Here is a 17,255-nt window from a genome sequence, read left to right on the forward strand (position 1 = left end):
ATTTCCTTGCATGCGATAAGCCACTGATATCGCTGCAAAGTCGCACTTCAAGGTAGAACCCACCCCTGTTACATATCAAAGTCGCATAAGAGATATTATGGAACTTAACACCACCCGCAGACTGCCAGACATTCGATGTTTTCGAAGGCTGGCTGGCAGCTTGCGCCTCCGCCTATTACGCTTGATCGTGCTTGAGCTTTCCTGGCTTAGATGCTGATTACAGATCGATTTCTATCGTCATGCCGTCATAGGCTGGATCGACATTCTGCGGCGTTTCAGCGGCAACGACAGCGTAATCCATTGGTACATGCATATGCGTCAGTATTGCGCGTGTCGGCTTCAGCCTCTCGATCCACTCCAGCGCCTCCGAGAGCGACAGATGAGTCGGGTGCGGTCTGTACTGCAGCGCATCGATCACAAGCACATCGAGATCGTGAAGCCGCTCGGCTGTAGCCGGAGGGAAGTGACTGACGTCGGAGCAATAGGCGAGCGAGCCGATTCGGAAGCCGAGCGATATCATATCGCCATGGATTTGCGGCAATGGTTCGAAGGTGAGGGCGCCCCCCTCTCCTTCAATCACCACGGGATCGGAATGTTCGATTTCGTGAGCCCGTAGTATCGGCGGATAGGAGCTGCCCGCCGGCGTCTCAAAACAATAGCCGAATGCTTCATGAAGCCGATCCAGCGTCGGCTGATCGGCATAGATGTCGATCAACTGCCGTTGCTCCAGCACATAGCCGCGCAAATCGTCAATGCCGTGGATATGGTCGGCATGCGGATGGGTGTAAATCACGCCGTCGAGCCGCTTCACCCCGACCATCAGCATCTGTTCGCGAAAATCCGGTCCTGTGTCGATTACAACGCGCGTTGTCGCACCGTTCGCCGCGATCCGCTCAACAAGGGCGGCCGCCCGCGTCCGCCGGTTCTTGGGATTGGTCGGATCACAATTTCCCCAATCGCCGGTGATACGCGGCGTGCCCGGCGAAGAGCCGCAGCCGAGAATCGTCAGGCGGAGGCGGTCTGTCATTCAGGCGATCTGCCAGCCGGCCGCGGCATCTTCTTGAACAATCGAAAGAAATTGTCGGTGGTGATTGCTGCAATTTCCTCAGCCTCGATACCGATGGCCTCGCCGAGAAACTTGGCGGTTTGCGCGACATAGGCCGGCTCATTGCGCTTGCCGCGAAAAGGCATCGGCGCCAGGAAAGGCGCATCTGTCTCCACGAGCAACCGTTCTCGCGGCACAGCCGCTGCGATCGCCCGCAGTTCGTCCGACTTCTTAAAGGTCAGGATACCGGAAAACGAAATATAGCCGCCAAGTTTCACGCCAGTTTCGGCCAGCCCGCGGCCCGAGGAGAAGCAATGAAGAATGAAGGGGAAGGCGCCCTTCCCCACCTCGTCTTCCAGGATTTCCGCAATGTCGGCGTCGGCATCGCGCGCGTGAATGACAAGTGGCAAGCCAGTCCGGCGTGCGGCGGCGATGTGGGTGCGGAAACTACGGACCTGAGCGTCACGCGGCGCCTTGTCGTAAAAATAGTCGAGACCAGCCTCGCCGATCGCCACCACCTTCGGATGGTCGGAAAGCCTGACCAGATCATCTTCTGTGATGTCCTGCTCTTCGCCGGCATTGTGCGGATGTGTGCCGACGGAGCAATAAACCTCGTCGAATTCCTTTGCGATAGCAAGGACCTGGTCGAATTTTCTCACGCGGGTCGAGATCGTCACCATTCGCTCGACTCCGGCAGCTCGCGCACGCGCGACGATGGCGGCGCGCTCCTCGGCAAAATCCGGAAAATCGAGGTGGCAGTGACTGTCAACCAGCATGTTCGATCAGCCTCAATCCTCCGCCGCAGGCTGCTCGACGTAGCGCGGAAATACCGGTTGAGGCGCGGGCAAGGCGGTGCCCGGTGCTAGGGCATGTTCATCCGCCACGCGATCGAATTCGCGAGCGTCCGCCGGCACGGCCAGCAGGTCGAGCAGCTTTTCCGCCGAGCCGGGAATAAAGGGCTGGCAAAGCAGGGCTACCCGGCGAACCGTCTCGGCCGTCGTGTGCAGGACCGTTTCCATGCGCGCCGGATCGGTTTTCTTGAGTGCCCACGGTTCCTGGCCGGCGAAATAGCGATTGGCCTCGGCAACCACGGAAAAGATCGCGGCAAGTGCAGAATGGATCGCCTGTTGGGACATGGCCTCGCGGGCCGCCGCAAGGGCGGCCTGCGCCTGGTCGAGCATCGCCTTGTCGGCATCCGCCAACGGACCTCGCCTGGGCACCACGCCACCACAGTTCTTGGCGATCATCGAGAGCGAGCGCTGCGCCAGATTGCCAAGATCGTTAGCAAGATCGGCGTTGGTGCGGTTGACGATCGCCTCATGGCTGTAGTTGCCATCCTGGCCGAACGGCACTTCGCGCAATAGGAAGTAGCGCAACTGATCGAGCCCGTAATGGTCGACCAGCGCCAGCGGATCGATGACGTTGCCCACCGATTTCGACATCTTCTCTCCGCGATTGAACACGAAGCCGTGGCCGAAAACACGCTTTGGCAGTTCGATGCCGGCCGACATCAGGAAGGCCGGCCAATAGATTGCGTGGAAACGCGTTATATCCTTGCCGATGACATGGACATCGGCCGGCCAATAGCGCCACCGTTCGGCATTTGTGTCGGGATAGCCCGCAGCGGTGATGTAGTTGGTCAGCGCGTCGACCCAGACATACATGACATGGGCTTCATCGCCCGGAACCGGAATGCCCCAGTCGAAAGTGGTTCTCGAAATCGAAAGGTCCTTCAGACCGGATTTGACGAAGCTGACGATCTCGTTGCGTCGCTCGGGCGGGCCGACGAAATCCGGCCGTTCATCGTAGAGCGCGAGCAAGCGGTCCTGATAGGCTGAGAGCCGGAAGAAATAGCTTGCTTCTTCGACCCATTCGACAGGCGATCCCTGCGGCCCATAACGAATGCCGTCGGGGCGAAGTTCGGTTTCCTCCTCGCCATAATAGGCTTCGTCTCGGACAGAATACCAGCCGGCGTAGCCGCCCTTGTAAATGTCGCCGCTCGCGGCCATTGCCTTCCAGATCGCCTGCGAAGAATCATAGTGGCGCTGCTCGGTGGTGCGGATGAAATCGTCGTTGGAAGCGTTCAGCACCTTGGCCATGCGCTGAAATTCTGCGGCATTTCGGTCCGCCAGTTCGCGCGGCGTGATGCCTTCCTTACGCGCGGTCTGCAGCATCTTGATGCCGTGCTCGTCGGTTCCGGTCAGGAAGAACACGTCCTTGCCGTCGCAGCGCTGAAAGCGGGCAAGCGCATCGGTCGCGATCAGCTCGTAGGCATGTCCGATATGCGGCTTGCCGTTCGGGTAGGAAATAGCCGTCGTCAGATAGAATTTTTCGCGTGCCATGCGGATGCCGTGGAGTTCGAAAGCGGAAGTGTTGCGGTGAGATAACGCATCGGGGAGCCGATTGCCATCCCGGCGTGACGCTGCGCGTCACATTCGCATTGCGTCGTGAATGCGCGCAATCAGCGCCAGTGCATGCTGCTTCTTGTCCAGATTGTACGTCGCCGTGTCGCTTATCGAACTTGTTGCATCCTGCCATGTCCGCGATAGCCGGTCAGCTCGCGCCAGTTCATTCGCTTGTGCGGCTCGGCTTGCCTCCGTGGACAGCATGTCGAGCGCATGGCGGTTGAAGATATCAAACTGCACCTCGCGATCGCGCCCGCTCACCACATCGGCAAGCTTGTGGGCTGCGGCGATATCGAGCTTTGGCGCAGCAACCAGCTTGTCGAGGGCCTCAGCGATCTCCAGTCCGCCGTACTGCGTCAAAAGCATGGCTGTGCGGGCGCTGCCCCCTGCCCGCTCGGCGAGATTGGCGCAGGCTTGGGCGTCCTGCGGCGGCGGTGCGTCGACATCGGCAAGGGCCGCTATCAGGCTGTCCGGGTCGAGCGGTGAAAGACGCACCATCTGGCAGCGCGAGCGTATCGTCGGCAGCAAACGCCCGGGCGAATGCGTGATGAGCATGAACACCGTTCGCGCCGGCGGCTCCTCGAGATTTTTCAGCAGAGCGTTCGCTGCGTTGGTGTTCATATCGTCGGCCGGGTCGACAATCACGACCCGGTAACCACCGTCATGCGACGTCATCGAGAGGAACCGGTTGACTTTCCGGATCTCATCGACGGTCAACATGGTCTTGAACGCTTTGGTCTTGTCGTTCAGCGGCCGCGTCAAATGCAGGATCGCCGGATGCGCGCCGGTCGCGATCTGGCGAAACAGCGACGAAGTCGGGTCTGGCACGGCTAGTTCCCCCGGCGCCGCGGCGTGCGATGGAAACTTCAAGAGATGATGCGCTAGGTGAAAGGCAAGTGTTGCCTTACCGATGCCTTGCGGGCCGGCAAACAGCAGCGCGTGCGGTAGTTTTCCTGCCCTATAGGCTGCAGCCAGCATGTCCACGGCTTCGCGATGGCCAAAAAGGTGCGGATTTTCAGACGGCTCGGGAACCCCGTCGAGCGTGTCATGCTGCTCGGGCGCCATGCGTTCGAACATCATGCTCGCGCACCCCCTCGTTCGTTGGCATGCGCCTCGATCGCCAGGAACACCGCCTCGGTTACCGCGTGCTCAACCATGTCGGCATCGCCAGCGGCGTCGATCACGACGCAGCGCTGCGGCTCGTTCCGGGCGATTTCGAGATAGGAGTCGCGCCTTGCCTGATGGATCGCCAGCGTTTCCTTTTCGAAGCGGTCGGCGGTGCCCTCGCCTCGCCGCTCCGTCGCCCGCTTCAGGCCCTCGGCGGGGTCGATGTCGAATATCAGCGTCAGATCCGGCATCATGCCGTTCAGGGATATGCGTTCGAGCGTGGTCATGAAGGCTTGATCCACCTCACCGCCACCCTGATAGACGCGCCAGGAATCGACGAAACGATCACAAAGCACGATCTCGCCACGCTCTATCGCCGGGCGGATCACCTGCTCGACATGATCCGAGCGCGCTGCGGCAAAGAGGAGCGTTTCCATCCTCGGGCCGAAAATCTCGGCCGCCCCTGATAATATGACGTGGCGTATCGCCTCCGCCCCGGCAGAGCCGCCCGGCTCGCGCGTCACCGTCAGTCGATAGCGTTTCGCGCGAAGCTTTTCCGCCAACCTTTTGATCTGAGTTGACTTTCCAGCTCCTTCCCCGCCTTCGAACGTTATGAAAAGTCCACGCGCCAACCCGTCGCTTCCTTTGCGATCAATCAAAAACGGGATCGCTTCCCGTGGCCGTTCTACGCCCCGGCAGGAAAAAAATCCATTCGAACTATGCCGTTAACGGAGCCAGCCGACCAGCAATTCGCCCACTGCATCGAGCGCCCGTTGATGGAGCGGCCCGAGACCGACGCTTTCAGACGCGTAGAGCGGCGTTTCCTGGCTCAACGTATCGCCGATCATCACCCGCAGCGTGCCTATCTGCGTCCCCTCCTCCACCGGCGCGATGATCGGGCCATCATAAACGACGCGCGCGGTCAGCCGATCGCGGTTGGTGATGGGCAGCAGGATTGAGATCGGCCCCTTGGCTTTCAGTGCCACACCCGACTTGGCACCCCCGTAGACGCCTGCTTCGGCAACGACCTCGTTTTCAGCGAAAAGCTCGGTCTTCCTGAAGGCGCGCATGCCCCATTCCAGTAATTTTCTGGTTTCCTCGGCGCGCTCGCGCTCGCTCGTCATGCCGCTCAGCGCCGCAAAAACCCGCCTGCCGTCGCGGCTGATCGAACCGACGATCGCATAGCCGGATTCCTCGGTGAAACCGGTTTTCAGGCCATCGGCGCCGATGTCCATTGCCAGCAGCGGGTTGCGGTTGCGCTGGGTGATCTTGTTCCAGGTAAAATCCCGCTGCGAATAATATTTGTAGAACTCCGGATAGTTTCGCCAGATGTGAATGGCAAGCTGGACGAGTTCGCGTGCGGTGACGACTTGCCCCTCCGCCGGCAAGCCCGTCGAATTCTTGAACACCGATTCCGGCAGACCGAGTTCGCGGGCGCGTTCGGTCATGAGCGCGGCGAAATTCTCCTCGCTGCCGGCCATTCCTTCGGCAATTATGATGCAGCCGTCATTCGCGGATTGAACGACCACGCCCTGGATCAGGTCCTCAAGTCGTATCGTGGATTTCAATTCGGCAAACATCGTCGATCCGCCGGAACTTGCGCCGCCGGTGCGCCAGGCGTTTTCGCTCACGGCAAACGTGTCATCCAGCGTGTAGCGTCCGGCCTTGATGGCATTGAACACGACTTCCATCGTCATCAGCTTGGCCAGAGACGCCGGTGGAATGGGTTTGTCCGGCTCCTTGGAAAACAGGATCGAGCCGGTTTCGGCATCGACCATGAAGGCTTCCTTGGCCTTGGTTTCGAACAGTTGCGCCTGTGCCGGAAGCGCTTGCGCCAACGTGAGCGCCATTCCCAGAAACGCCACGCACGAGAATGTCCGAGAAAACATCAGTACCCCTGCCCGCTCACTTCGCCGTCCGCACGACGAATGGAGGTTATCAGGATGTCGTGCGCTCGATCAATATTATCAGCCGCCTGAACGCGCCCATGCAGGTGCGATTCCTGAGATCAGTTGCGAATAGTCATCGCATCCGGCGCGCCGTTCGACCAGGCGGCCTGCAGCATGTCGTCCAGCCCGGTGCGTCCGTCATCATAAAGATTGACGGTATAAAGCATCGCGCCGTCGATTTCTGTTTTCTCAACCGTCAGCCGGCCAAGCGCCGACAGCCGATCCGCCACGCGCCGCGCATCCGCCTCGCCGTCGAATGTGCCGACGGCAATATAGGATGCCGGCTGTCCGCTCGTTGCGAGGTCGGGATTGAAACGCTTCCAGGACTGCGCGACCTGCGTGGCCGACATGCGCTCGCCGTCCAGCGCGGAAAACGCCGCGGTCGCTCCGCTGACACGCTCGTCAGCGTAGGACATCGTGGCAAGAGCCAGTTGCGTTGGCATCGCTTCGTTTGCCGGCCGCTCGGGTACGAGCGGACCGAAATCAGGCAGGGCGAAGTCCCCAAACGCGACCATGCCGGCGCTGGGTATTGGGGCGGCATCCGGCGTAGCCGATGGGAACGGAATTGCCGCAGGCACGACATTGATGCTGGGCGTTGGTCCGTTCATGGCAATCATCACGCCGGTCGGCAATCCGTCGGAGGGATCGGGTGCGCGATTGCCGGACCGGTAAGAAGCCATGAGATACTGGTCGTCATGGCCGTCAAGCGGCGCGCGGCCCACATATTCGACCTGAACCTTCGCCGTTCCGCTGTGCGTATAATCAAGCATTTCGGCTGCCCGCTTCGACAGATCGATCAGGCGTCCATGCGAGTACGGTCCACGGTCGTTGACGCGCACGATTACCGAGCTTCCGTTCTCCAGATTGGTGACCCGGGCGTAACTTGGCAGCGGCATCGTCGGATGCGCGGCCGTCAGATGCGTCATGTCGTAGATTTCACCGTTGGCTGTAAGACGGCCATGAAACGCGTCTCCATACCAGGAGGCGGCGCCAACCTTTTTGTAGTTCGGGTCTTCCTTGGGATAGTACATTTTCCCCGCGACCTTATAGGGTCGACCAAGCTGGTCGCGGCCGCCGCCTCGCTTAAGATTCGTTCGAGCGGTGGTCACGCGCGGACTGGCTTTCACGCCATATTCCGATTCAGCGAAATATTCCTTCGAGCGCTTCTTGGCTACGGAGGACGTCGGCGTCGTGGATGAACAGGCACCAAGGACCGCGGCAGACAGCGCAAAAACGGTAATGGTGGAAACGCGGCGCAAGCGCCAGCGTGCCAAGATCAACATTCTCGATTGTCCCCTGACGACCCGCAAAATCACACAAAATACGTAGCCGAATGCAGAAAAACTGCATTACCACCCGCCAAACGAATCCTTTCTAGGCAGGAATTGATTAGCACGCTATTAACCGATTGTGTTCGGAAACGGGCGATATTGTGACGCTAGGCTTCCTTTGAACGCCTTCTGCCGATAGCGACGGCAAGTATCAAGCGAAAAGGCGCACGAAAAAAATCAGGCTCATGACGGCGCCGACCGCGATAACGATGCCGCGAACGACCTGTTTTGGCAGGGCTCTTGCCAGGGGTGCGCCGGCATAGCCGCCGACGATCGCAGCCGCCATCATGACCAGCGCCTGTGGCCACGCGACAATGCCGGCAGCGGCGAATGTCACGACCGAAATCGCCGAAAGCACGAGAGACAGCCCGTTTTTCAGGCCGTTCATCACATTGAGATCACGCATTCCCCAAAGCGAAAACAGGGCGAGGAGAACGATGCCCAGGCCGCCGTTGAAATAGCCGCCATAGATGGAAACCAAGACCTGACCGACCGTACCCTGCGGGCGAATGCCAAATCGGCTTTGACGCGCCCATAGCTGAATCCGCTCGCCGAAGGCAAATGCCATTGTCGCCGCCAGGAGCAGAAACGGCACGATGATGGAAAATGCCTCGTTCGATGACACGAGCAGCAGCAGAGAGCCGATCAGCCCTCCAATCAAGGTCAGAACGACGATCTTTACGAGGGCCGGACGTTCGAACGCCTCGAGTTCGCGGCGGAAACCGAGTGCCCCGCCAATATAGCCCGGAAAAACGGACACCGTGCTCGTAGCATTCGCCGCCACCGGCGGTATGCCAGCAAAGACGAGCGCTGGAAACGTGAGAAATGTGCCGCCGCCGGCAATCGTGTTGAGAATACCCGCAAGAAAGGCGGCAGGGATGAGAACGAGATAGTCGAGCATGATCGGCACTGCAGTTTGAATTATTGGCCCGAACCGAAGCGGTTGCGGGAAAGTCATGGAGCTTATGGCATCGGTCGCGGCAAATTGGAAATTCACGTCGCGGCTTCTTGAGCGGCAAAGGCGCAAAATCGCGATGGCGATCAGCGACGGCGTCACTCCGAAAAACCTAGGGAACGGACCTCTTCTGTGAATTTTATCTGCCGGCCCGCGCATCCGATGGCCGTCGGTGCTATGCCTGCTGAAGCGCAACAGGCGGAGCGATTTGCATGACCATCGGCATCGATCTGGGAACAAGCGCCGGCGGCAAGTCGGCCGTCGTCGATCTGGAGGAGCTGCTCGCCACCCGTTTGCTGGTCCAGGGAAATTCCGGTTCCGGAAAATCGCATCTGTTGCGCAGGCTCATGGAACAGTCTGCCCCATGGGTGCAGCAATGCGTTATCGACCCGGAGGGCGATTTCGTCACATTGGCTGACAAGTTCGGCCATGTGGTTGTCGATGCCGCCAGAACCGAAACCGAATTGACCCGGATCGCGGCCCGTATCCGCCAGCACCGCGTTTCGGTTGTGCTGAACCTGGAAGGACTTGATGTCGAGCAGCAGATGCGTGCCGCGGCTGCCCTGCTCGGGGGCATGTTCGATGCCGACCGTGATCACTGGTATCCAGTGCTGGTCGTGGTGGACGAGGCCCAGCTTTTTGCGCCGGCTGCGGCTGGCGATGTTTCGGACGAGGCCCGAAAGCTGTCGCTTGGCGCCATGACCAATCTGATGTGCCGTGGCCGCAAGCGCGGGCTTGCGGGGGTGATCGCCACGCAGCGCCTTGCCAAGCTCGCCAAGAATGTCGCCGCCGAAGCCTCGAACTTCCTTATGGGGCGCACCTTCCTCGACATCGATATGGCGCGCGCCGCCGATTTGCTAGGGATGGATCGCCGGCAAGCGGAGCAATTCCGCGATCTGGAACGCGGAAAATTCGTGGCGCTGGGTCCGGCTATTTCGCGCAGGCCGCTTCCTGTTTCGATCGGCCCGGTCGAGACGTCGGCGCGCTCAGTCAGTCCCAAGCTGATGCCCCTGCCCGAAACGGTACAGGAGGATGCCGCCGAACTGATATTCAAGGTGGACCCTGTCGAGTTGCGTCAACCGGTCCGTCGTGCGCCCCCGCCGCCGCCGACCGCCGACATCCTCACACAACTCGCTAAAGCGCGGTCGGAACAGAGCCCTGCCGAGCCGCTTTCGCTCTTTCCCGAAATCGACCAGGCGGAGCGGGATGCGGCGCTCGATGCGGTGCTGCGTGAAATTCTGGACGATCCGGATGCCGCATTCCGCTCGGTTGCGGTGCTATACCAGGATTTTCTCGTTCGTTGCCGCATCCACCGGGTGCCGGGCACAGCTCTCGACCTTGCCGCGTTCAAGCGGCGCCTGGCGATCGCGCGTGCAGACGTGGACGAGGAAATTGCCGGCGGCGACGCTTGGCAGCAGGCGTTGGCAATGTCGGAGAGCCTCACGGACGACATCCAGGGCGTATTTCTGGTTGTCGCGCAGGCGGCGGTCTCCGGGGCGCCCTGCCCTTCCGATCTGACCCTTGCCCGCGCATACGGAACGCATTCGCTGGGGCGGGCGCGCCGGCTGCTTGCCTATTTCGAAGAGCGCGGCCTGCTGGTTACGCGCACGGATTTTCACGGAATGCGCATCGTTGTCTTTCCGGAAATCGGCGCCGAAACCGCGCCTGGCGATCCGAATGCGCCGGATGAGATGGAGAGCCGCGAGGCGGCGGAATAGTCGAAGCGGTTGTGCCGCGAATAAGTTGACGTCGCACCAACGCGGCTATAAATCGGCTCGGAGCCTCGTAGTTGCAAAGTGAGTGCCACGCCTGTTTCGGGCATTTTTGGCGGCGGAACTCGCGCGGAAACAGCTCATTGGAGGGATGGCCGAGCGGTTTAAGGCACCGGTCTTGAAAACCGGCGTGGCAGCGATGTCACCGTGGGTTCGAATCCCACTCCCTCCGCCATCATTTACATCAATTATGTAATCGCTGCGCTATTTCTAGATGCCGAAGAATTAATCAGGTTTCAGTCTCTGTACCGACTTCGACAAACAAGTCGACATCAACGCCGGGCGCGACTAGACGAAAACTAGGGTCGAGAATTCGGCTTTTGAGGGTGGCGGCCATTATGGGTCAAAGTTGCTGACCCGGTGAACGTCCGCTATGAGGGCGCCAAGTTGAGGATGCAAGGCCGATTTGAGTCAAATCACATCGATGCCCGTGCCGATCCGAACGTCCGCTCTTGAAGAACCGCAGCCTGAAATTGCCAGTCGCATTCGACCTCAAACTGGAACGGCTGTAGGCTCCATCGGGTGGTGGTAAACGGCCATTCGTTGCGCTCGCCTGTGGAATGCCAGCGCTCTACGCCAGCAGGGCCGCCGGCGGCGTCCAGAAAGACAGGCGGCTCAGCTGATCCTACTTGGCCAGCGTGTTCTTGTAGATGACACCGTCCTTCATAATGATCTTAAAGTTGTTGCCCGGGTCGGCCACCAGGTCGATGTTCTCTAGCGGATTGCCTTCAACGAGCAAGAGATCGGCAAGCGCGCCTTCCTCAACTACGCCGAGCTTTCCCGGATAGGGATTGCGCTTGCCGGAGAGCGCCAGCAATTCGGCATTGGTCCCGGTCGCCATGGCGAGCGCTTCGGCGGGGGTGTACCAGCGTACCAGCGAGGCCAGGATCGCCCCTTGTTGTCGCGCCATCGCGCGCGAGAACAGGACATCCGTTCCCCACGCCGTCTTGATCTTGTGCTTCTTCGCCAGTTCGTAGGTCCTATCGATGCCGGGCCAAACCTCGTCGGCCTTGGCCCGCTCGACCGAGCCCTCCGGCAGGCCTGTCCTCATCATTTCGTGAAGCGGCTGCAGGCTCAGCCAAACGCCCTTTTCCGCGATCAGCTTGGCGTCGGCCTCGTTCATGAGGAAGCCGTGCTCGATGCTCTTCACGCCGGCGTCAATGGCCATTTCGACCGCTTCCGGCGTGAAGGCGTGCGCGGCGACGTAGGTGCCCCAATTCTCGGCAATTTCGACGGCTGCCCGCAATTCGGGCGCGGTGAAGGTGGTGACGTCGAGCGGGCTGTGGGGCGACGACACGCCGCCGCCCGCCGTCACCTTCAGCAGCACGGCCCCTTGCATGAACTGCTCGCGGGCACGCAAGCGTACCTCGTCGGGGCTGTCGACGACTATGCTGCCGCCGCTTGTCTCCATGGGGGTCAACGGGCCGCCGACCGTCCGCGGCAGGTCGCTAAGCTGGCGGAAATCGCCGTGCCCGCTGGTCACGGTAATCATGGCGCCGGCGGGATAGATGCGCGGCCCATTGACGAGGCCCTGATCGATTGCACGCTTGAGACCGAAAGCCGGCCCGCCGACGTCGCGAACGGTGGTGAAGCCGCGCATCAGCGTATCCTCGGCCTCGTCGCCGGCGGCGAGATTGGCGAAGCCGATGTCGCCCATCGCCTCCGCCGGGGTGGACGCGATCAGCATCGCATGCCAGTGCGCATCGATCAGCCCAGGCATCAGCGTCCGCCCGTTACCGGCTATGCGCTCTGCGCCTTCGGCCTCGACGGGAACCGTGGAGATGCGCTCGATCACATTGCCCTTGACCAGGACGTTCGAGGGAGCCGAGAGAGCAGCTCCTTTTCCATCGAAGATGCGGACGTTTTCGAAAAGCACGTCGTCGGCTTTCGCTGTGGCGCAGAATCCGAGCACAAGAGCTGCCGCAAGCATTTCTCTGCCAGCGCGCAACGTGAAAACCGGGCGCGCAAGAAAGATCGCCGCCGCGGCGCAGGACACGACGTGCGCCACAACCTTGCCTTCCGCCAGCTTCTGCAATCTGAAGGATTGGTGACCCATGATGATTACCCCGCTTCAGGAGGAGAGGTGACACGGCGCAAGGACAAGTTGTAGCTTGTACGGCCCGGCGTCAAGAAGGGTTCCAGACCGGTCTCTTTAAGCGCAATAGCCGGTCGAAATTCAGGCCGATCGCGGTGATATCAGGGCTAGCAGCGGAAGACTTGCCTAACGAAGCGTGCGAACGATTCCGACGAAGCGTCGCCTACGGGTCTTGAGTGTAAAAAGACGGCCGGGGGACTGCCGCCTTTTTGGTCATCGAAGGAATGGCCGCGCGAAATAACGGCCGCGCAAGGCCAACGGAACCGTTCCACAGGCAGCATCGTTTTTACCAAATCACCAAACCTGGTCGATCAACCTTACCGTAGGGAGGGTTTCATGCGCATTGCAATGACAACTGCGATAGTCCTGTCGCTGGCATCCCCGGTGCTGGCGGACTGTGGCGAGGAGCTTTCGAAGCTCGAGCAAGCGGCCGTGACCGCAGAAACAGGAGCGAGCACCGAAATGCCCGCAACCAAACACCAGGAGGAGGTGCTGTCCGGCAAACAACAGACCGAGAGCAAGGAAACAACGGGCGCAATCTCCGGCGAAGTGGAAGCGGTTTCACCGCACCAGAAGCAGGTGACTGGTGAAGCCGCCGACAAGAGCGGCGACATCGGCCAGATGATGGCAGACGCCCGCAGGTTGGCCGATGCCGGCGATGAGCAAGGATGCATGAGCAAGGTGGGCGAACTGAAAGACGCAATGGGGATCAAATGAGGCTAGCGCCGACCTGAGGAGGCCCGCGCCTCATGCGACGCGGGCCATGGTTTGGCTCATCGATAACTAATCTTAGGCAATTGCTTGACCAGTTCAGATGTACCATTCGTCCGCCGTTGCTTAAACGCTAGTACTTCTTTGAATTTAGCGGATTACGCGGTTATCGGGAGCTGAGTTCTTCCCGTCGCCATCGCCAATGCCAAACCCAAAAGCCGGAGCCTGATCACTTGACGTGGCCCGATGCGGCGCGCTACGGCGTTGGCGGGCGACCGAAGCGCGAGGGTGCCGACAAATGGAAATTTTTACCGCTGCGGGCTTTGCGGCGCTTTTGCAGGTCATTGCAATCGATCTGGTTCTTGCGGGTGACAATGCCATAGTCATCGGTCTCGCGGCCGCGGGCCTGCCCGCCGAACAGCGGAAGAAAGCGATCCTTATCGGTGTTCTAGCCGCGACGGCGCTTCGCATCGTTTTCGCCCTTCTTACGGTTCAGCTGCTGCAGATCCTCGGGCTTCTGCTCATGGGCGGCATTCTGTTGCTCTGGGTCTGCTGGAAGATGTGGCGCGAACTGCGCGTCTCGAAAGCCGAAGAAGATGCCGCCCAAGCGGCGCTGGATGATGCTGGCCTCAACGGGAATGGCAAAGCCGGCGCACCACGAAAGACCTTGCGCCAGGCCGCGATTCAGATCGTCGTAGCCGACGTTTCGATGTCGCTGGACAATGTGCTGGCTGTCGCGGGCGCCGCGCGCGACCATATGACGGTCCTGGTCATAGGACTGGTCCTGTCGATCGCACTGATGGGCCTCGCCGCCAGTTTCATCGCCAGATTGCTCCACCGCTATCCGTGGATCGCCTATCTCGGCCTTGCGATCATTCTCTACGTCGCGCTCGACATGATCTATCGAGGATATCTGGAGATTGCTCCCTACCTGGTGGGAACTGTGTAGTAGGGGAACTCGGCGGGTTCGATCCTTCGGGCCTGCCTGCTTCAGATAAGCGAATCCGTCCACGCGACGATCTCGATTGCCGCCTTGCCGAAAGCATCGTCCAAGGCTCGGATATAGGCGTCGTTCCCGCTGCCGGATACCGGCGCGCTTGCCGCAAAGCTGCGCGAGGCGCGAACCACGCCGTTGCGATCATTGAGCAGGCGAACGAACAGCTCGATATTCGCACGCCGGCCGCCGTCGACGCGGATTTCGAATGCGCGGATTTCGGCGATCACCTGATAGTCGATCGCCAGCCCCTCACCCGGCTTGCCGACGCCGGCAAAGCTGCCCGAACGCTGGAACGTCTCGGCAAGGCGAGCCTGGACGATGCGCGGCAGGCGGTCGGCCCATTGAGCGCCTTTCAAATATTGGATGACACCGGGGGCCGGTGCGATGACGATATTCTCGCCGTCGAGTGCCTTCAGCGCGGACGGTTCGGCAATCAGGATCTGCCTGGGGTTGCGTGCCGCTCTTTGATCTGCGGAAGGAGCGGACAATTCATAGGTATCGAGCGGGGCCGGGCCGCCACCGGGGAAGAGCGCACAGCCTGAAAGCCCCAGCGCGAGAATCGCCGAACCGGCCATCAGTCTCAGTGCCTTCATCGTTGAACCTGCCTGCAAGGTGAAGCGGACCGCTGCGAATCGATCTGACCGCGCCGAAAGCCGGGATTTTTCGGAGATTCTTGCCAGCGTCAACGCCTCACCCGCCCATCATATTGGCGCACGGTGCCCTCCCCGCCGGTGATGATGCGTTGTGGGTTGCGTTCCAGATCGGTGATTGCCTGTTCGATCCGGTTAATCGAACGCCGGCTGTCGCGCACCAGCGATTCGACGTCGCGCAGGCCCTGACTGGAAAATCGCGCCAGACCGTCGGTAATGGTGGCAAGGCGTGAATTCAGCGTATCGGCGACTTTGCGAAAGGCTTCAAGAGTCTCGCTGGCGTCCGCCATCAAGCCTTCCGCCTCGCCCGACCCGAGAAGCTTGTCGACCTTGGCCAGAACACCGTCCACGCGCACCGACGCGGCGTTGAGACGTTCGGCAAGCTGCGCCGCATCGCTTATCATCTGGTCGATGTCGTCCGAGCGTTCGCCAAATTTCTCGGTCACCTTGGCGACATCCGCGGCCGCCGCTCTCGCATCTCGCGAGGCGATGTCGATATTGGCCAGCGTATCGCGAACCCTGGCTGGATCGACGCCGTCGAGAACTTTGTCGACCTTGCTCAGCGTGCCGCTGGTTCGTTGAGCAAAATCGTTGATGGAACTTACCGCCTTGTCGACACCGGCGATGGTCCCCTCGAACTGTTTGCTCGTCTCGGCAAGGTCCTTGGTAAACTTGTCGATGTTGGCGACAATGGTCGTTACCTTGTCCTTGTCCACCGCCTTCAGGATATCCTCGGCTGCTCGCAACGTGCCATCGAGCTTGCCGGACACGCCGGAGAGTTCCTCGGCCAGGCTCGAGACACTGTCCAGGAACTTGTCGATGCCATCCGCATTCCGGCCAAGCGCATCGGAAAACTTCTGCGCGTTGGTGACGGTTTGCGTCAGCGGCCCGCGCACATCCTGGGTAAAGCCCTCCAGTTGGGTCAGTACATTGTCGGCGCGTTGAAAAATGTCCTGCGCGGTCTGAAGAAGGTTGGTGACGGCCGAGGGGTTTGCCGTGATCTCGGCAATGCGACCGGCTGCTTCGGCTTCTTCGAGCAGGTTCGCTTCCTTTGGGTCAGCCCCCTTCAGCTCGATATTGGCCTGCCCGGTCAGGCCGGCCAAACCGATGTCGGCCTGCGTCGACTTGGTGATGGGCGTCAGCCGGTCTACTTCGGTATCGGCAATCGCAACCCTAGGGTTGTCGACGTCGATGAACACGCGGCGCACATCGCCGACTTTCACGCCGTTGAAAAGCACCGCGCTGCCGCGCCCGAGACCTGATGCCGATCCGGGAATGCGCACGCGCAGCGTCACCGTCTCTCCCCTGTCGCCGATGGCCGCCGTCCAATAGACAAAGGCAAAAGCCGCGAGGATCGCAACGAGCGTGAATATTCCGACGATTACGTAGTTGGCTCTGGTTTCCATTCCGGGCTTAATTCTGTTCTCTTGCAGACAAATCGATCTGCCGCGCGCGCTTACCGCGAAAGTATGATTTTACCCATGGTTCTTCACTGGCAAGCATGTTTTCAATCGTGCCTTCGACGAGCACCCTTTTCTTGCCAAGTACGGCAATTCGGTCACACACTGCAAAGAGACTGTCGAGATCGTGAGTAACCATGTAGACGGTCAGGCCCATGGTGTCGCGCAGCTTGGCCACCAGCTCGTCGAAGTCGGCCGCGCCTATGGGATCGAGACCGGATGTCGGCTCGTCCAGAAACACGATGTCCGGGTCAAGCGCCAAAGCCCGTGCCAGGGCGGCGCGCTTGATCATTCCGCCCGACAGCTCGGATGGAAATTTGCTCGCGGCATCGCGTGGCAAGCCGACAAGCTCGATCTTGAGCAGCGCGAGTTCGTCCATCAGGCGCTGCGGCAGATCGAGATATTCGCGCATCGGCACCTGCACGTTTTCAAGAACGGTCAGCGCCGAAAACAGCGCGCCATGCTGGAAAAGCACGCCGAGCCGCATATCGAGCCGCATGCGCTCGAGGTCACTTGCCTGGTCGACATCGACACCGAACAATTCGATGGTGCCGGAGCGCTTCTGGTTGAGGCCGAGCACGGTCCTGAGCAGCACGGATTTGCCGGAGCCGGAAGCTCCTACGAAGCCCAGTATCTCGCCGCGCCTGATGTCCAGCGAAAGGTCTTTGAGAACGATGTTGTCGCCAAAGCCCACGGTGATGTTGCGCACAGACAAAACGACATCGTGATGCTCTCGCCGAGCAGCTCCGTTCGGTTCGATTTCGCCGACGGCAGCCAT

Annotated in this window: 15 protein-coding genes and 1 tRNA gene; 4 read left to right on the top strand and 12 right to left on the bottom strand. The window is 60.5% G+C overall.

What is annotated here, in order from left to right; all coding sequences use genetic code 11:
• Positions 1 to 217: 217 nt before the first annotated feature.
• The 8 genes from ACLKMW_RS18215 to ACLKMW_RS18250 all read right to left on the bottom strand — a co-directional run bounded on the left by ACLKMW_RS18215 (position 218) and on the right by ACLKMW_RS18250 (position 8,738).
• A complete protein-coding gene (locus ACLKMW_RS18215) occupies positions 218 to 1,027 on the bottom strand; it encodes an MBL fold metallo-hydrolase (protein ID WP_415725920.1) in 810 nt (269 codons plus the stop codon).
• A complete protein-coding gene (locus tag ACLKMW_RS18220; protein ID WP_415725921.1) occupies positions 1,024 to 1,821 on the bottom strand; it encodes a TatD family hydrolase in 798 nt (265 codons plus the stop codon). Before ACLKMW_RS18220 ends, ACLKMW_RS18215 begins: the two co-directional genes overlap by 4 nt.
• A 12-nt stretch (positions 1,822 to 1,833) precedes the next feature.
• Positions 1,834 to 3,387 carry a methionine--tRNA ligase gene (gene metG, locus ACLKMW_RS18225; RefSeq protein ID WP_415725922.1) on the bottom strand — a complete coding sequence of 518 codons (1,554 nt, stop codon included), beginning with the start codon at positions 3,385 to 3,387 and terminating at the stop codon, positions 1,834 to 1,836.
• A gap of 87 nt (positions 3,388 to 3,474) precedes the next feature.
• Positions 3,475 to 4,530: a DNA polymerase III subunit delta' gene (locus tag ACLKMW_RS18230; protein WP_415725923.1), complete on the bottom strand. Its 1,056-nt coding sequence runs from the start codon at positions 4,528 to 4,530 to the stop codon at positions 3,475 to 3,477.
• Positions 4,527 to 5,189: a dTMP kinase gene (gene tmk, locus ACLKMW_RS18235; RefSeq protein ID WP_415725924.1), complete on the bottom strand. Its 663-nt coding sequence runs from the start codon at positions 5,187 to 5,189 to the stop codon at positions 4,527 to 4,529. Before tmk ends, ACLKMW_RS18230 begins: the two co-directional genes overlap by 4 nt.
• A gap of 93 nt (positions 5,190 to 5,282) precedes the next feature.
• Positions 5,283 to 6,407: a D-alanyl-D-alanine carboxypeptidase family protein gene (locus tag ACLKMW_RS18240; protein ID WP_415725925.1), complete on the bottom strand. Its 1,125-nt coding sequence runs from the start codon at positions 6,405 to 6,407 to the stop codon at positions 5,283 to 5,285.
• 158 nt (positions 6,408 to 6,565) lie between these two features.
• On the bottom strand, positions 6,566 to 7,789 hold the full coding sequence (locus ACLKMW_RS18245; RefSeq protein WP_415725926.1) for a septal ring lytic transglycosylase RlpA family protein: 1,224 nt from the start codon (positions 7,787 to 7,789) through the stop codon (positions 6,566 to 6,568).
• 199 nt (positions 7,790 to 7,988) lie between these two features.
• Positions 7,989 to 8,738: a sulfite exporter TauE/SafE family protein gene (locus tag ACLKMW_RS18250; RefSeq protein WP_415725927.1), complete on the bottom strand. Its 750-nt coding sequence runs from the start codon at positions 8,736 to 8,738 to the stop codon at positions 7,989 to 7,991.
• 266 nt (positions 8,739 to 9,004) lie between these two features.
• Here ACLKMW_RS18250 and ACLKMW_RS18255 point away from each other — a divergent pair, with 266 nt between their 5' ends.
• On the top strand, positions 9,005 to 10,510 hold the full coding sequence (locus tag ACLKMW_RS18255; RefSeq protein ID WP_415725928.1) for a helicase HerA domain-containing protein: 1,506 nt from the start codon (positions 9,005 to 9,007) through the stop codon (positions 10,508 to 10,510).
• Between the two features lie 139 nt (positions 10,511 to 10,649).
• A tRNA-Ser gene (locus ACLKMW_RS18260) sits at positions 10,650 to 10,739 on the top strand.
• Between the two features lie 450 nt (positions 10,740 to 11,189).
• Here the strand turns inward: ACLKMW_RS18260 and ACLKMW_RS18265 are convergent.
• Entirely contained in the window at positions 11,190 to 12,494 is a 1,305-nt protein-coding gene (locus tag ACLKMW_RS18265) for a metal-dependent hydrolase family protein (RefSeq protein WP_415726016.1), read from the bottom strand.
• Between the two features lie 501 nt (positions 12,495 to 12,995).
• Here ACLKMW_RS18265 and ACLKMW_RS18270 point away from each other — a divergent pair.
• Together ACLKMW_RS18270 and ACLKMW_RS18275 are read left to right on the top strand one after the other, a co-directional pair.
• A complete protein-coding gene (locus ACLKMW_RS18270; protein ID WP_415725929.1) occupies positions 12,996 to 13,376 on the top strand; it encodes a hypothetical protein in 381 nt (126 codons plus the stop codon).
• 292 nt (positions 13,377 to 13,668) lie between these two features.
• A complete protein-coding gene (locus tag ACLKMW_RS18275; RefSeq protein ID WP_415725930.1) occupies positions 13,669 to 14,319 on the top strand; it encodes a TerC family protein in 651 nt (216 codons plus the stop codon).
• Between the two features lie 41 nt (positions 14,320 to 14,360).
• Here ACLKMW_RS18275 and ACLKMW_RS18280 read toward each other — a convergent pair whose 3' ends face one another.
• From ACLKMW_RS18280 to ACLKMW_RS18290, 3 genes are all read right to left on the bottom strand, one after another.
• Positions 14,361 to 14,960, bottom strand: a complete 600-nt coding sequence (locus ACLKMW_RS18280; protein ID WP_415725931.1) for an ABC-type transport auxiliary lipoprotein family protein — start codon at positions 14,958 to 14,960, stop codon at positions 14,361 to 14,363.
• 89 nt (positions 14,961 to 15,049) lie between these two features.
• Entirely contained in the window at positions 15,050 to 16,423 is a 1,374-nt protein-coding gene (locus ACLKMW_RS18285) for an MlaD family protein (RefSeq protein WP_415725932.1), read from the bottom strand.
• Positions 16,424 to 16,430: 7 nt separating this feature from the next.
• On the bottom strand, positions 16,431 to 17,255 hold the full coding sequence (locus tag ACLKMW_RS18290; RefSeq protein WP_415725933.1) for an ABC transporter ATP-binding protein: 825 nt from the start codon (positions 17,253 to 17,255) through the stop codon (positions 16,431 to 16,433).

It is taken from the genome of Borborobacter xinjiangensis (genome assembly GCF_047739745.1).
GTDB lineage: Bacteria > Pseudomonadota > Alphaproteobacteria > Rhizobiales > Rhizobiaceae > Pseudaminobacter.

Bases quoted from the DNA above. Each gene is read 5' to 3' on its own strand.
- ACLKMW_RS18215 (WP_415725920.1), bottom strand. From the start codon at position 1,027: ATGACAGACCGCCTCCGCCTGACGATTCTCGGCTGCGGCTCTTCGCCG.
- ACLKMW_RS18280 (WP_415725931.1), bottom strand. From the start codon at position 14,960: ATGAAGGCACTGAGACTGATGGCCGGTTCGGCGATTCTCGCGCTGGGG.
- ACLKMW_RS18245 (WP_415725926.1), bottom strand. From the start codon at position 7,789: ATGTTGATCTTGGCACGCTGGCGCTTGCGCCGCGTTTCCACCATTACC.
- ACLKMW_RS18250 (WP_415725927.1), bottom strand. From the start codon at position 8,738: ATGCTCGACTATCTCGTTCTCATCCCTGCCGCCTTTCTTGCGGGTATT.
- ACLKMW_RS18275 (WP_415725930.1), top strand. From the start codon at position 13,669: ATGGAAATTTTTACCGCTGCGGGCTTTGCGGCGCTTTTGCAGGTCATT.
- ACLKMW_RS18230 (WP_415725923.1), bottom strand. From the start codon at position 4,530: ATGATGTTCGAACGCATGGCGCCCGAGCAGCATGACACGCTCGACGGG.
- ACLKMW_RS18265 (WP_415726016.1), bottom strand. From the start codon at position 12,494: ATGCTTGCGGCAGCTCTTGTGCTCGGATTCTGCGCCACAGCGAAAGCC.
- ACLKMW_RS18290 (WP_415725933.1), bottom strand. From the start codon at position 17,255: ATGGCTGCCGTCGGCGAAATCGAACCGAACGGAGCTGCTCGGCGAGAG.
- ACLKMW_RS18240 (WP_415725925.1), bottom strand. From the start codon at position 6,407: ATGGCGCTCACGTTGGCGCAAGCGCTTCCGGCACAGGCGCAACTGTTC.
- metG (WP_415725922.1), bottom strand. From the start codon at position 3,387: ATGGCACGCGAAAAATTCTATCTGACGACGGCTATTTCCTACCCGAAC.
- ACLKMW_RS18255 (WP_415725928.1), top strand. From the start codon at position 9,005: ATGACCATCGGCATCGATCTGGGAACAAGCGCCGGCGGCAAGTCGGCC.
- ACLKMW_RS18270 (WP_415725929.1), top strand. From the start codon at position 12,996: ATGCGCATTGCAATGACAACTGCGATAGTCCTGTCGCTGGCATCCCCG.
- ACLKMW_RS18285 (WP_415725932.1), bottom strand. From the start codon at position 16,423: ATGGAAACCAGAGCCAACTACGTAATCGTCGGAATATTCACGCTCGTT.
- ACLKMW_RS18220 (WP_415725921.1), bottom strand. From the start codon at position 1,821: ATGCTGGTTGACAGTCACTGCCACCTCGATTTTCCGGATTTTGCCGAG.